Consider the following 12,974-nt stretch of genomic DNA (forward strand, 5'->3'; position numbering starts at 1 on the left):
GTGGCTCCGCTGACACTCCGCCAGATTCCCGCGCAAGCGCGGGAATCGAATTCCGCAAGCGGAATTCTGAGTGCATGTCAATTCGCGCAAGCGCGAATTGAGGGAATCCCGCAAGCGGGATTCCTGAGGCTGGCAGTAAGGGGTGGGTGCATCGCGCGCGGGACTGTGTAGGGCTTGGGATTCCCAGTCACCACCTCTGTAACGGATGTGACGGGTCGTCGGCCTGACGGAGTGCCGGCCTCGTTTGTAGTGACGGGTTCCGCTGCGCTCCACCCTGAACCCCTCCCCCCACTGTCTAACCTGTCCCGACGTGTTCACCAATGGCCTGTCAGTATACAGGGCAACCGGCCGTTCGTGAGTGAGATTGAGTCACTGTGCCACCTTCGGGTGCGAAGTTGGTGTGCGAGTGATGCATCATGAGTCGTGGCTGTGTAGAGTCTGGGATCAGATGCTACACCCCTACCGTCGCGCACCTTGCGCCTTGGATTCCAATTGCTATTACGCGCCGCATTCCGCGAAATGGAGAGCACGGGGCATGGCCGTGAAGTTGCGTGATCACCAGATCGAGGCCGTTGCCGCTATTGTGCGGGGTCTTGATGTTCCGCCGGGTGGTATTCCCTGGAATGGTCTTCGTGGGCAGGTGCACGCGGCGTGTGGGACGGGGAAGACCATCATGGCTGCCGCGTCGGCGAGGCGGCTTGTGCCCAGGGGGCGTGTGCTCGTGCTGGTGCCGACGCTGGATCTTTTGGCGCAGACGGTGAGGGCGTGGCACGAGGCTGGGCACAAAGGGCCGGCGGTGACGGTGTGTTCGCTCCAGGACGATCCGGGGCTGTGGTCGTTGAAGGTGCGCTCCACGACGAACCCGATCCAGTTGGCGCTGTGGCACGGGCAGGGGCCGGTGACCATCTACGCGACGTACGCCAGCTTGGGTGTCCTGGCGGAGGCTTTCGAGGGTGTCTACGGTCAGAAGCTTGATCCAGTAGACCTTGCGGTGGTTGATGAGGCGCACCGGACAAGTGGCTCAATGGGGAAGGCGTGGGCGGACATCCACGACCAGAGCGTCATCCCGGCCTACCGGCGGCTGTACCTGACGGCGACGCCGCGGATCTGGGAGGAGCGGCTGAACCGCGAGGTTACGGAAGGGGTGCGGGATCCGCTGCCGCGTGAGATGGCGGCGTCCATGGACGACGAGAGCGTCTTCGGGCCGGTCCTGTACAAGCTCTCGCTCGCCTCTGCCGTTTCCCGGGGCTTGTTGGCGCGGTACCAGATCATCGTCCTGGAGCTGAAGGACCCGGTCGTCACGCCGGAGCGGCTGATGGGCGAGGAGCGGCACAGCGAGGAGGTCCGCGGTCAGCGGCTCGGGGCGCTGCAGGCCGCGTTGCTGCACACGATGGCGCAGCACGACCTGTCGACGTGCATCACCTTCCACCACCGCACCATCGAGGCGCAGGCGTACGCCGAGGGCCTGGAGCGCGTCGCGGCGAAGCTGCACGCCGACCAGCCCAAGACATACCCGAAGCGGATCTGGGCCAACTGGCTGTGCGGCGAGCACGTCCCCGAACGCCGGCGGGAAGTCCTCGGCTCGTTCGGGACCACGGCGCAGCGGGCCGTGCTCTCCAACTGTCGGGTCCTGGGCGAGGGTGTCGATATTCGAAGCGTGGATTCGGTTGCCCTCCTGGACCCCAAGGGCGCGCCGCACGACATCGTCCAGGCCATCGGCCGGGCACTCCGGCAAAAACCCGGACAGGGCAAGCTCGCCTCTCTGATCGTGCCGGTATTTCTTCAGCCGGGCGAGCAGCCGGAGGACATGTTCACCTCGGGGTCGTATCGCCCTTTGGTGAAGGTATTGGAAGGTCTGCGGGCTCACGACGAAGAGGCAATCGAGTTGCTTGCGATTCCGCAGGAGCCGCAGAAAGACGTCGCGCAGCCGTCCGTGAACATCGGCGTCGCGCCGGAGGAGGGCGAGGAAGAATCCCGGCTGCTGCTTCGTTTCGCCGCCCCCAGGGATCCGGTGATGGTCGCGGACTGGGTGTCCTTCAACGTCATCGACACCGAACGCCAGGACTGGGCCCGCGGCTGGGCCGCACTCAAGAAATTCACCGAACGGGAGCGGCACGCCCGCGTGCCCTACGGACACCGCGAGGGCGCGACACCGCTTGGACAATGGGTCGCGGAACAACGACGGGCCTACGGGGCGGGGCAGATGACCGGCCAGCGCGCTCAGCGACTGGAGCAGTTGGGCATGGTGTGGTCCCTGGCCGATGAGCGGTTCCAGGAGAACCTGGAAGCCGCCAAGGCCTACTACGACCAGCACTGGACACTGTGCGCGCCCCGGCCCGCGACCATGCTCGACCGGCCCGTGGGGCAGTGGCTCGCGAATTTGAGGCGGCCAGGTGCCCTCGACGGACACCCCGAGTGGAAGACGGCGCTGGAGGCCGTGGACGAGGACTGGAACCCGTCGTGGCCGGCAGACTGGCAACGCCACTACGCCGCACTACGCGAGCTCGTACGCGACGAAGACGGACAGGCCGACGTCCTGCCCGGCCTCACCGTCCACGGCATGGACATCGGGAAATGGCTGGCCCGACAGCGGAAACCGAAGGTCTGGCAGGCCCTGACGGACGGGCAGCGCGAGCGCCTGGAGCAGCTCGGCATCACGCCGCCAGCCCCCGGGCCGGAGCCGGACGCGCCCGCCAAGCCGTCCACGACGCCCGCAGGGGCCTTCGAGCGGGGCGTCGCGGCCCTCGCGCAGTACAGAGCCCGCACCGGCACCGTGACCGTCCCACGCGGGCACACAGAACGGCTCGAAGACGGAACCGAGGTCCGACTCGGGGTATGGCGCAGCAACATGCGCAGCAGGCGAGACTCGCTGCCCGATACGCGGCGCCAGCTGCTCGCGGACCTCGGTCTGTTCGACTGAGGGATGGCTCAGTGGCTGGTCGACGCGCTGCGTGGCGGGGGCTGCTGGACGGGACGTCCCCGCTTCGCTCAGGAAACCGGCTCGGGAACGTCACCCGGCTTGACCGGCACGATCTCGACACGTGTGCAGCCCACAGCTTTGAGTTCGGTGCGGCGACGCTTCGCCGACCGTTTGTCGTACCTGCCGGCCGACGCCTGCGGGGCACCGTCAGGGTCGGTCCACAGCAGACCGTAGTGCTGCATCACGCTCGTCATGGCGATCACACTTCCCCTCCCCGACGACCGTAAGCACGCTGCGCGAAGCACACCTGTCCGGTCTCGGATAGGTCCGGGCGAGGCGGGCCCCTGACCTGCGATGCCCGGACTTGCGTGAGACGGGTTTCGCGAGGTCGTCTCACTCAAGTCCGGGCAAGCGGCCTTCTTTGTCAGATGTGGAGTTCGGGCGGGAAGCCACTCCAGCGCAGTTCTGCGGGTAGATGCCGCATGTCGTTGTAGAACAGTACGGAGGACGGCCTGCCGGGTGCGTATCGGATGACCGTCAGAGCCGCGTTGCCGTGGTTGAGGCCCATCCAGCGCCACTCGGGTGCGTCGAGTGCGGCTCGGATCAGCCATCCGATGAGGAAGTTGTGGGTGACGAGCAGTTCGTGGCGGGGGCGATCGCCGTCGACCGGACCTGTGAATTCTGCAAGTGCTTCCCGGGCCAGTGCTGCACCGTGGTGGCGCTCCTCGTCGGAAACCTGGGCGAGGAAGGCGAGCATGACGTCGGCCGAATCCGGCGGCAGCTCGTCCTTCGTAGGTAAGTAGGGGATGTAGTCGCCGGCCAGTTCCGACTCGTGCAGTGGAACAGTGTCAAGTTGTGCGCTGATCAGCCGGGCCGTCTGCTGCGCCCGGGGCAGCGGACCGTGGTAGATCGCCGAGAGCGGGGTGTTCTGGAGCCGTTCACCGAGCAGAACGGCTTGGCGCCGACCGCTTTCCGTCAGGGTCGTCTCATCTTGTGACGCTTCACCGTGCCGAGCGAGGTAGAGGTATCGAGCAGCTGTGTCCGTCATGTCCCGGGTCTCCGTTGCCATCCGTGATCTTGTATGTCGGGATGGACGCCGAGCTCGTTGTGCATAGTTCCGTCGCGGCTGCGCTGGCCCAGTTGGCGATGAATGTGGGTGGGGACGCCTTCGGGGTCGGGGTTGCTGAGGCGGCGTACCGGGAGAAGACCGAGACTCCCCACCAAGTGCCCGGAGACGACTGACGGAGATCTCCGAGACTGCCCGGACATCACGGAGACAGGACACCACCGCCGGCAAACTCACCGCACCCGCCGCGCTGGAATGTGCGCAGAAAGGTTAAGGAGTGGGATAAGTTTGTGGTTAAGAACTGCCTGGAGCAAGGGTGCAGGGTCATGCCATCCGAGGAAGAGCTGTTCGCGTCGGTTGACGCTCTGCTGAACGAGGAGCCGCACCTGCCGCCTCCGGCGGAGCGTGCCCGGCTGCGTGAGGCCGCCGGCATTACGCAGGCCCGCCTGGCGGCCGCGTTGAAGACCACGACCCAGTCGGTGAAGAACTGGGAGAACGGCCGCAGCGAGCCGAAGTCGCCGCGCCTGGATGCCTACCAGCGGCTGCTGAACGGGTGGGCGGCGAAGTACCCCGCCCCCGGCACAGCTTTGACGGCTCCGGTTGCCGCGACCGTGCCTGCGGCGTCTGCCGAACCGGGTGCGTCCAGGGCGGAGACGGCAGATGCCCCGACCCCGCAGGCTTCCGCCGTTCCGGCTGCGGCGCCGGCACGCCCTGCCGTCCGGCCCGCTGCGCCGTCGCGGCGTCCGGCCACGAAGAGGGCGGCGCTGCCCGCAGCAGACCCGCGCTTCCCGCACGGCCCGCTCGCGGTCCTGGACGGTGACGGCTGCGCGTACGGCACGGGCGGGATCGTGCTGGACTGCCCGGCGACCACCGTTCCGGAGTTGGTGGAGTGGACGCTGCGCGAGTCCGGCCTCGGTGCCGCGAAGCTGAACCGCTACGGCAAGGACTCCGACCCGCTGGTCGTCCTCACCGCCGCAGCCGCCGTGAAGCTCGGACTGCCCGAGCGCCTGGAAGGCCACGAACAGCGCCGCTCTCTGCGCCTTCCCGAGGATCACCCGGTGGTCAAACAGGTGGCGAAGGCGAAGTGGCGGCTCACCCAGCGCGGGTTCGGCCCCTGGGCAAGGATCTACCGCAAGGCCCAGGGACGCGACCGGCAGTGCGTACAGCTCGCCATCCTGTCGTGGGACGCCCTCGATGAGCGGTCCTGGCCCGGCGTGAGCGAGATGGAGCCGGCCGACGTCGCCCGCGTCCTGGGGGTGTACGCGACCCGGGTCATCACCCCGCGCGGCTCGACGGCCGTATCGGGGCTGGAGCTGATGACCGCGCTGCGCCCGCCCACCTGCGCGGTGCGCGACGAAGCGAGCGGGAACTGGGTGCCCGGCCACAACCCCGGCAGCCTTGGCACCGAGCCGATGGACCCCGCGCCGCCGGAAGCCACCCCCGAACACCCGGTCGTCGTGGACTCCGGCTGGAACGGTGGGTTCCTCAACGAGGAGGCGTACCAGTGGGTGCGGCCGGTGGACCTACTGAGCGATGAAGAGTGCACACTGCCGTACGCGGTCGGCCTGGACCTGAACACCGCCTTCCTCGCCGCCGCGGCCCGCCTGGTCGTCGGCCTGTCCGGCCCCGACCACTTCCACGCCCCGACGTTCAACCCGAAGATCCCCGGGAGCTGGCTGGTCGACCTCTCCCACGTCGAGGTGGACCCGCGCCTGCCCTCACCGTTCACCCCGGACGGCACCCGCCCGACAGGACCGGCCTGGTACCAGACGCACACCGTCGCCTACGCCCAGGAACTCGGCCACAACGTGGCACCCCTGGAGGGGTACCTGCGCCGCGAGACCGGCGCCTACCTGGACCCGTGGCACGACCGGCTCAAGGAGGCGTACATCGACACCCTCGCCGACCTCGGCGTCACCCGTGACCTGGACGACCACGCCTTCCTCGCCGCGATGGAGCGGCACAAGGACGCCGACCCGGCGATGGCGGCTGTCCTCGCCGCCATCAAGGCCACCGTCAAGGGCGGCATCGGCAAACTGCGCGAGCGCCCCCAGGGCAAGAAGTACCAGGAGGGCGAACGGTGGCCCGCCCTCCAGCGCCCGACTTGGCGGCCCGACATCCGCGCCGCCGTCATCTCCAAAGCCCGCATCAACATGCACCGCAAACTCACCAACATGGCCAAGATGACGGGCCTGTACCCGCTCGCCGTACTCTCCGACTGCGTCGTCTACCCCTCGCCGGGCGACAGCCCGCTCGACTTCCTGCCCTACGCCGCCTCCGGCAAGCCCCAGCCCGGCGGCTTCCGCCTCGGCCCCACCCCCGGCCTAGCGAAGCTGGAAGGCGCCCAGTCGATGCTCTGGGCCGTCGACCTCATGGAACAGGGCCACAACCCCGCCCGCCACATCAAGGGCGGCGACGCCGTCCTCGACGAAGGCGAGTAGGCCAGTGCCCGACACCGGCCCGACACACACGACCCGGACCCCGCCGACCGACACCGGCGGCCAGGACCCCACCGTCGAGAAAGGCTGAGCCGTGGCAGAGATCGACGACGCCATCGAACGCGCCGACCGGGAAGCCTTCACCCGCCAGCCGCCCAAGACACTCCAGGCGCGCATCAACTTCCTGATGAAGCAGCTCAAGACGACCAAAGCCGTCGCCCAGGAGATCGGAGTCAGCCAGCGGTCGGTCGAGCGCTACCGCAAGGGCGAACGCAAACACCCGCCACAGGCCATCGCCGAACGGATCGACGCCGCCGTACGGACCCGCTGGCAGCCCCAGGTCCGCAAACGCCGACAGAAACAGGCCGCCACCACACGCGGGATCACGGTGGAGACCAGGGCCCGGTTCGGCTACACCGCGCCCATCGGCACCACCGACGACGGAAGATTCCGGCGCCTGACCGTGCATCTCCCCCCGGCGTACGCACAACGCCTGTTCAACGCCCGCAACACAGGCGCCAGCGACCAGGAGATGCGCGGGATCATCGCCGAGGGATTCAAGGAGATCTACTTCCAGGACGGCGGAGGCCGCGCCATGGGACTCTCCGACGTCACCCTCAACGACATCGACTACCTCGACCTCGACTACTAACCCCACACCCGGCCGGGGGCCCGGAACCTGCTCGTTGAGCCGAAGCACGATGCTTGTCACCAAGGCAGGCGTGCTGTCACTGGCTGCCTCGGTGCGACTTCCGCAGTGGATGGCATCGGGTCGATCGAACTGACACCGGCCTGCGTCTGCCGAAGGCGTCTGTGCCCCTTACCCGGCCTCCGAACCTGACGGGCAGACTGCGCTCATGCAGCTCCCCGCCGAAGCCGTTACCGCCACCGTGCTGATCGAGGTCGTACGGATCTCCGCCCTTCCCGCCAGGCGGGACGTCCCGTACCCCAGCACGGCGGTTGCCCACTGGGCCGGGAGCGAGGCCGACGCCGCCCTGGCGTTGATCGAGAGCCTGCCAGGCAGTGAACAGCACCGTTGCGGCTTCTCGCCGGGCTGGAGTGTCCGGGCATACGACGACTCTCTCGATCTGGCGCTGTTCGAGGCGGCGTTCTGCTTCACCTGCCACGAGGTCCGCATGCAGGGAACCGCGGTGCCGCCCGCTCTGGCCACTCAGTTCTTCGACCCGGGCGCCCTGCCGGCCCGGACCCTGCTGTCCCTCTTCCGCAAGGAAGCTCCGTAGCCGACCGACTGGATGAGCATCACGACAGAGGCCCAGGACGCCTCCGTGCAGCCCGCCGGCCGCGTCATACGTCCCGCTCGTCGGCGATGGTGAGCTGTTTGTGCTGAAGGTCGTCGGTGACTCGATGAGCGAGGCCGCGATCTGCGACGGCGACTGGGTCACCGTCCGCCGCCAGCCGTCGCCGAGAGCGGCGACATCGTGGCCGCCCACGCTCGACGGCGAGGACACCGTCAAGCGCTTCAAGCGTGAGGACGGCCATGTCTGGCTCCTCCCGCACAACTCGGCGTACGAGCTGATCCCCGGCGACGACGCGACGTGGTGGCGGTACTGCGGCGCGTCTGACAGCCGCGGCAGGCCAGTGGTGCGGGCGGGCTGAGCCGGGCCTGGGTTATAGCGGATCGATGGTGAGAAGGCGCTGGTCGAGGTCCAGGTGGATGATGCCGCCGTTCTGCTCGCGCAGCTGGCGCCATGCGGTGTAGCCGGTGAGGATGGCGTGCTCCCAGTCGGCGGCGCGGCAGATGCTGACTTCGAGGTGGGCGGTCATGTGGCCGATGGTGGTGAGTAGTTCGTTGTCGATGTGCTTGATGTCGGCGAAGTAGCGGTGGCGGGCGGCGTAGGAGAAGACGAGGGCGGAGATGCCTTCTTCGATGGCGATGGCGCGTCCGCCGTCTTCGGCTTCGTCGGTGTGAGGGCTGCTTTTTCGTTTGCGGCCGAGGAGGAAGCGGGTGACGGGGGACCAGCCGAGGACGGCGGCGTGGGCGAGGTGGAAGGCGTCGTGGAAGCGGTAGTCGTCTTCGATGTGGGAGGCGCTGGTGAGGGGATCGCCGGCGGGCGTGCCGTCTTCGCGGGTGAGGACGATGACGGTACTGCCGTCGTCTCGGGTGGTGGGGGTGAAGGTGAGGGTGGTCTGGCGCGGGAGGCGTTCGTGGTCGGGGAAGTGGTCGTCGAAGCGGGTGTGTTCGGTGTCGGGGGTGGTGCGCCAGCGGTCTTTGGTCTTTTCCAGGCTGGCGGTGGCGATGTCGTCGAGGTCGAGGTCGAAGCGGTGGGCGAGGGCGGCTATGTACCACAGAACGTCGCCAAGTTCTTCGCGTAGCTGATGCTTGCCCTGCTCATGGGCGGGCCCGTCGCGCAGGTGTTTCTTGTAGGCGGTGGTGAGGGAGCCGACTTCGCCGGCGAGGCCGAGTAGGGGGATGAGGACGGGGTCAGTGTCCTCGGTGGGGGGTTGGAGGGTTTTGATGGCGGCCTGCTGGTAGCGCTGGAAGTCCACGCCTCACTCCTTGTCTGATCTTGGGACAGGTCTGTCGGATTCCTCGACGTTGTCGTATCGTAGGACACCGACGTTGGAAATGCAGACGATTGGGAGGAATGCTGAGCACCGTCACACCGGGCATCGACGACATCGTCTCGGTCGTCATCGAGTTCCTGGCCGAACTGCAGGAGAAGCCCGCAGCCGACGTGAGGGCCGAACTCGAGGACGGCGGAGCGGAGTTGCCGGTCGACTCGCTCCTGATCGTGGAGATCCTCACGCGCATTGAGGAGCGCTACTCCATCGCCATTCCTGCCGACCGCCAGTCGGCCGAGGCCACCCGGTCCGTGCAGGCGTTCGCCCGCGCGGTACGGGAAGCCATCATCGAAAGGCAGCAATCGTGACCCCTCCACCCTCCGACGCGCGAGCCCGCGATCCCGAACTCACCCGGCTCGGCGAACGGCTGAAGAAGACCCGCGACTACCTCAACATGTCGCAGCAGTTCGTCTCCGACAACACCGGCATCCCCCGTTCGGCGATCAGCGACATCGAGCGCGGCGAGCGGCGTGTGGACAGTCTGGAGCTGAAGAAGCTCGCCCGCCTGTACCGGCAGCCGGTCGCCTACTTCCTTGCCGAGGAAGAGGATGCGGACGCTGGCGAGTACGCCCTGGCTGGACTGCCGCGCGCACTGGCCCAGTTGACCGACGGCGACCAGAAGACGGTGATGGAGTTCGCCGAGTACCTCTCGCTGCGACGGGCGGCCGAGAAGGAGCAGGAAGACTCCGCGGAACAGGACAGCCAGCGGTGAACTGGGCGGTGGCGCACCGCATCGCCGGAATCGCGGCTGCCCAGGCCCACCGTGATCTGGGCATCGACCGCACCCGTTACGTACCCGTCCACCAGGCATTGAAGAGAGCCCAAGTCGTCGGCATGGCGCAGCCGATGCCGCGCCTGTTCGGCGTCTACCTCTCCCCCGCCGACAACGGGCCGGCCGTGCTGCTCAACGCCAATCTGAACATCGTCACCCAACGACACACCGCGGCCCACGAGCTCGGGCACCACCAGTTGCGGCATCGTACGGCGGCCGACGACGACCTCAGCCCGGCGCTGCGGTGGGGCAACGGCAGCTGGCCGGACGAGGAGAAGACCGCGGAGGCGTTCGCCGCATGGTTCCTCATGCCGCGCCCGGCGGTGCTGGCCGGTCTCGACCGAATCTGCCGGGGACAGCCGACCAGCCCGGAACATGTGTACCGGCTGGCAAGGGAGCTGGGTACCTCCTACGCGGGCACCGTGCGGCATCTGCAGAACCTTCGTCTGCTGGATGCCGACCGTGCTCGCCAGTGGGCGAAGATCTCCCTGGCCGCGCTGCGCAGTTCCCTGGCGGGCGGGGCAGCCCTGTCTGCGGAAGCCCAGGTCCATGTCGTCACCACGTCATCCCATCGGCAGCAGATACATGCCGACGTCGGTGACGTGCTGATCGTCCGCAGCGCCAGAGCCGCGTTCGTCTCGCTGCCCAAGGGCCTGGCCCGCTGCACGGATATAGAGCAGGCGGCCGTGGTGACCGACGAGCTGGGCGATCCGGTCGTGCTGGAGGTGTCGGCGGCCGACTGGGACGAGCCGGTCCGGCTGACGGTGGTGCGGGACGCGCCCCGCGCCGGTGTACACGACGTCTGGCCGGACTGACCACCTGCCGCACCGGACTCCTTTTTGCCCCGTCGACCGTGCCAGGAGGATTCATGATCAGCTTCGATGTCACCGGCCGTGACGTCACCCGCGCCTGGATCGCCGCCTGCAATGCCCTGGATCGCAAGGACAACCCGTCGCGCACCGGCCTACACACCGTCGTACGCATCACCGACCCCACCACTGACGACACCGGCTTCCGCACGGAACTGGACCGGCTGCGCACCGCCAAACGGCACGAGCCGATCGATACCGTCGCCGGCACCCTCTTCCCGGCCGGCCTCGCGGCCCGAGCCGCCGATCACGCCGACCTCGTGTCCCGCTACCGCGCCATGTACCCGCGGCTGAAGAAGTTCCCGGGCAATGCGCACGGCACCTACTTCGGCCGCTTGGTCGCCTACCCCGGCGTGAAGAAGACCGACATCGACCAGGTCGGCAACATCATCAGCCGGCTGCGCAAGCAGACCTCGGGCAAAGGGCCGATGACCGCCGCCTATGAAACGGACCTCGCCCACCCCGACGACGGCGACGTACCGGCCGAGCTGCTCGTGCACGCCGCCGACCGCGACAACCTCTACCGCGGCTTCCCCTGCCTGAGCCACGTCTCCTTCCAGCTGGACCGTGACGGCCGGGTGCACGCCGCGGCGCTGTACCGCAGCCACTACATGTTCGAACGGGCCTACGGCAACTACCTGGGCTTGGGCAGGCTGCTCGCCTACATCGCCCACCAGGCCGACCTGGCCGTCGGGACCCTGACCGTCGTGGCCGGGCACGCCCACCTGGACGGGCCGATCACCGCTATACGCCCGCTGCTGAGCGACACCCCGCCCCTGGCCGCATAACACCCGCCTCAGCAAGGCGCGTTGATCCCCCACTTGGGCGGGAACCAGGCCGGCACCGGTGCCGTCGAGGAGCGGTAGGTCTGCTTGATGCGGCTGCGGCCGCTGATCCCTGCGATCTCCGGGTGGGCGACGCGCGCGTACTTGTCGACCTCGCAGAACAGGTTCTGGCAGTCGATCAACTGCAGCGGGCGCCCACGCAACCCTGCAAAGTCCAGGCCCAGGCGGGCGAAGTGCTCGTCCTGGGTGTCGGCCATGTACCGGATGACATCGGCCTCGATGCCGTCGGCCGCTACACCGAAGCACTTGCGGATCCCGTCCCTCGCGCCGGGCCCGGCCACGACGAAGTCCATCTCCGAAAACGGCATCTGTGCCGCGTAGTTGAGGTCGATCACGAACTGGTACGCCAGGAACGGGCCGATGGCCGGATAGCCCAGCAGGACTTCGTAGGCATCCCGCAGCGTTGACGCCGCCAGGACCTTCTCCGGGGCGCCGGACGTCATCATCATCTCCAGGAGCCGCAGATGATTGCGGTGCTTGCGCTGCTCCCCCAGCTGCGGCGGCGGCACGATGTAGGCGGCCGAGTACAGCCGCTCCCCCGCCGCGAATGCCCGCGACAGCACCCGGTCAAAGACCCGGTGGTCGTACCCGTCCCACCGCACCTCGCCCAGCTCACCGGTCAGCAGCCGCCACGTGGACTCCTTGTTGAAGACCTTGAACAGCAGGGTGCGGAAGAAGACCTCCTCCCACTCCGGCTCGCCGTCGTAGATGACGTCACCGATCAGGACCTGGCTGACCCGGTCCGCGGCCCGGTAGCAGTTGGTGAACCGGTACCGGGACAGGATCGGATCACTCGTCCACGGCCCCCGCCCACCGGGCAGCCGCGCCTCGTACACCGCCTGACGTGCCGCGGCAAAACGCCAGTAAGTGTCGAAAACGGGAGTCGGGTGCAGTATCCGCCCCGCAATGCGGATCCCGGCCGCAGCAGCAGCCCCCGAGCCCTCCGGCCTCCGGCGTCCTTGCAGCAGCGTCACCATGCACTCAATATATATTCGATACAGGGTAGTTGGCACGGACAAGGGGGAACCGTGGACCTGCTGTGGCAGCAGCCCCGCCGCAACACACTCGTCACCTGGCCCAACGACGTCGACCAGCGCCTCGACATACTCGTGCGGGCCGCAGTCGCCGCCGGCGAACAGGCTTCCCGCTCCCAGATCCTGGCCGCACTCGTCGCCACCGCCGAAGCGAGCCCCGACGCCGTAGCCGATCTCCTCCACGCCTACCGGCGGCTGCCCACCGATGCCCTGGCCGCGGACAACGAACGCCCCGACCTGCCCACCATCCGCACCCCCGGCCCCACGCGCACACAGTGACTCAGCGGGGGCTTTCCGCAGCTGAAGTTGGGCGGTGACCTCTAGGGTCTGTTGCGAAAGTGGATCTTGTTCGTTGATGATCACGTCCTGTGGGACGTGGGGATCTGACGAACGACCAGTGGGCCCGGCTTGAGCCTTTGCTGCCGACGGGCATCAAGCCGGGTCGGC

Annotated in this window: 13 protein-coding genes and 1 pseudogene; 10 read left to right on the forward strand and 4 right to left on the reverse strand. The window is 67.9% G+C overall.

Going from position 1 to position 12,974, the window contains the following annotated elements; translation table 11 throughout:
- Window positions 1–535 precede the first annotated feature (535 nt).
- Window positions 536–2,920 (forward strand): DEAD/DEAH box helicase, encoded by a 2,385-nt coding sequence (locus ORI94_RS34270; protein ID WP_266082882.1) that lies wholly within the window; start codon window positions 536–538, stop codon window positions 2,918–2,920.
- Window positions 2,921–2,988: 68 nt separating this feature from the next.
- Here ORI94_RS34270 and ORI94_RS34275 read toward each other — a convergent pair whose 3' ends face one another.
- Window positions 2,989–3,174, reverse strand: coding sequence for a hypothetical protein (locus ORI94_RS34275; RefSeq protein WP_266082908.1), 186 nt, complete (start codon window positions 3,172–3,174; stop codon window positions 2,989–2,991).
- Between the two features lie 170 nt (window positions 3,175–3,344).
- A complete protein-coding gene (locus tag ORI94_RS34280) occupies window positions 3,345–3,968 on the reverse strand; it encodes a histidine phosphatase family protein (protein ID WP_266082884.1) in 624 nt (207 codons plus the stop codon).
- Between the two features lie 344 nt (window positions 3,969–4,312).
- Here ORI94_RS34280 and tap point away from each other — a divergent pair, with 344 nt between their 5' ends.
- The 4 genes and pseudogenes from tap to ORI94_RS34300 form a co-directional block, all read left to right on the forward strand.
- Window positions 4,313–6,427 (forward strand): telomere-associated protein Tap, encoded by a 2,115-nt coding sequence (gene tap / locus ORI94_RS34285; RefSeq protein ID WP_266082886.1) that lies wholly within the window; start codon window positions 4,313–4,315, stop codon window positions 6,425–6,427.
- A 91-nt stretch (window positions 6,428–6,518) separates the two neighbouring features.
- Window positions 6,519–7,076: a telomere-protecting terminal protein Tpg gene (tpg, locus tag ORI94_RS34290; RefSeq protein WP_266082888.1), complete on the forward strand. Its 558-nt coding sequence runs from the start codon at window positions 6,519–6,521 to the stop codon at window positions 7,074–7,076.
- Window positions 7,077–7,281: 205 nt separating this feature from the next.
- Window positions 7,282–7,665 carry a hypothetical protein gene (locus ORI94_RS34295; RefSeq protein ID WP_266082890.1) on the forward strand — a complete coding sequence of 128 codons (384 nt, stop codon included), beginning with the start codon at window positions 7,282–7,284 and terminating at the stop codon, window positions 7,663–7,665.
- A 91-nt stretch (window positions 7,666–7,756) separates the two neighbouring features.
- A pseudogene (locus tag ORI94_RS34300) lies at window positions 7,757–8,041 on the forward strand (LexA family protein); the annotation flags it as partial.
- Window positions 8,042–8,053: 12 nt separating this feature from the next.
- Here ORI94_RS34300 and ORI94_RS34305 read toward each other — a convergent pair.
- The gene (locus ORI94_RS34305; RefSeq protein ID WP_266082892.1) at window positions 8,054–8,932 is read right to left on the reverse strand and encodes a nucleoside triphosphate pyrophosphohydrolase family protein; all 879 of its coding nucleotides are present in this window, start codon (window positions 8,930–8,932) and stop codon (window positions 8,054–8,056) included.
- A 98-nt stretch (window positions 8,933–9,030) separates the two neighbouring features.
- Here ORI94_RS34305 and ORI94_RS34310 point away from each other — a divergent pair, with 98 nt between their 5' ends.
- The 4 genes from ORI94_RS34310 to ORI94_RS34325 are packed head-to-tail and all read left to right on the forward strand — an operon-like array spanning window position 9,031 to window position 11,436.
- Entirely contained in the window at window positions 9,031–9,315 is a 285-nt protein-coding gene (locus ORI94_RS34310) for an acyl carrier protein (RefSeq protein WP_266082894.1), read from the forward strand.
- The gene (locus tag ORI94_RS34315; RefSeq protein WP_055537979.1) at window positions 9,312–9,719 is read left to right on the forward strand and encodes a helix-turn-helix domain-containing protein; all 408 of its coding nucleotides are present in this window, start codon (window positions 9,312–9,314) and stop codon (window positions 9,717–9,719) included. Before ORI94_RS34310 ends, ORI94_RS34315 begins: the two co-directional genes overlap by 4 nt.
- Window positions 9,716–10,594: an ImmA/IrrE family metallo-endopeptidase gene (locus ORI94_RS34320; protein ID WP_266082900.1), complete on the forward strand. Its 879-nt coding sequence runs from the start codon at window positions 9,716–9,718 to the stop codon at window positions 10,592–10,594. Before ORI94_RS34315 ends, ORI94_RS34320 begins: the two co-directional genes overlap by 4 nt.
- A 53-nt stretch (window positions 10,595–10,647) precedes the next feature.
- The gene (locus ORI94_RS34325; RefSeq protein ID WP_266082902.1) at window positions 10,648–11,436 is read left to right on the forward strand and encodes a thymidylate synthase; all 789 of its coding nucleotides are present in this window, start codon (window positions 10,648–10,650) and stop codon (window positions 11,434–11,436) included.
- A gap of 8 nt (window positions 11,437–11,444) precedes the next feature.
- On the opposite strand, the gene ORI94_RS34330 is transcribed toward ORI94_RS34325, so the two are convergent.
- On the reverse strand, window positions 11,445–12,470 hold the full coding sequence (locus ORI94_RS34330) for a nucleotide kinase domain-containing protein (RefSeq protein ID WP_266082904.1): 1,026 nt from the start codon (window positions 12,468–12,470) through the stop codon (window positions 11,445–11,447).
- Window positions 12,471–12,521: 51 nt separating this feature from the next.
- On the opposite strand from ORI94_RS34330, the gene ORI94_RS34335 reads away from it, so the two are divergent.
- Window positions 12,522–12,806 carry a hypothetical protein gene (locus ORI94_RS34335; RefSeq protein WP_266082906.1) on the forward strand — a complete coding sequence of 95 codons (285 nt, stop codon included), beginning with the start codon at window positions 12,522–12,524 and terminating at the stop codon, window positions 12,804–12,806.
- The last annotated feature ends 168 nt before the right edge of the window (window positions 12,807–12,974 follow it).

This window comes from Streptomyces sp. NEAU-W12, from assembly GCF_026242095.1.
In the GTDB taxonomy this organism is placed as follows: Bacteria; Actinomycetota; Actinomycetes; order Streptomycetales; family Streptomycetaceae; genus Streptomyces.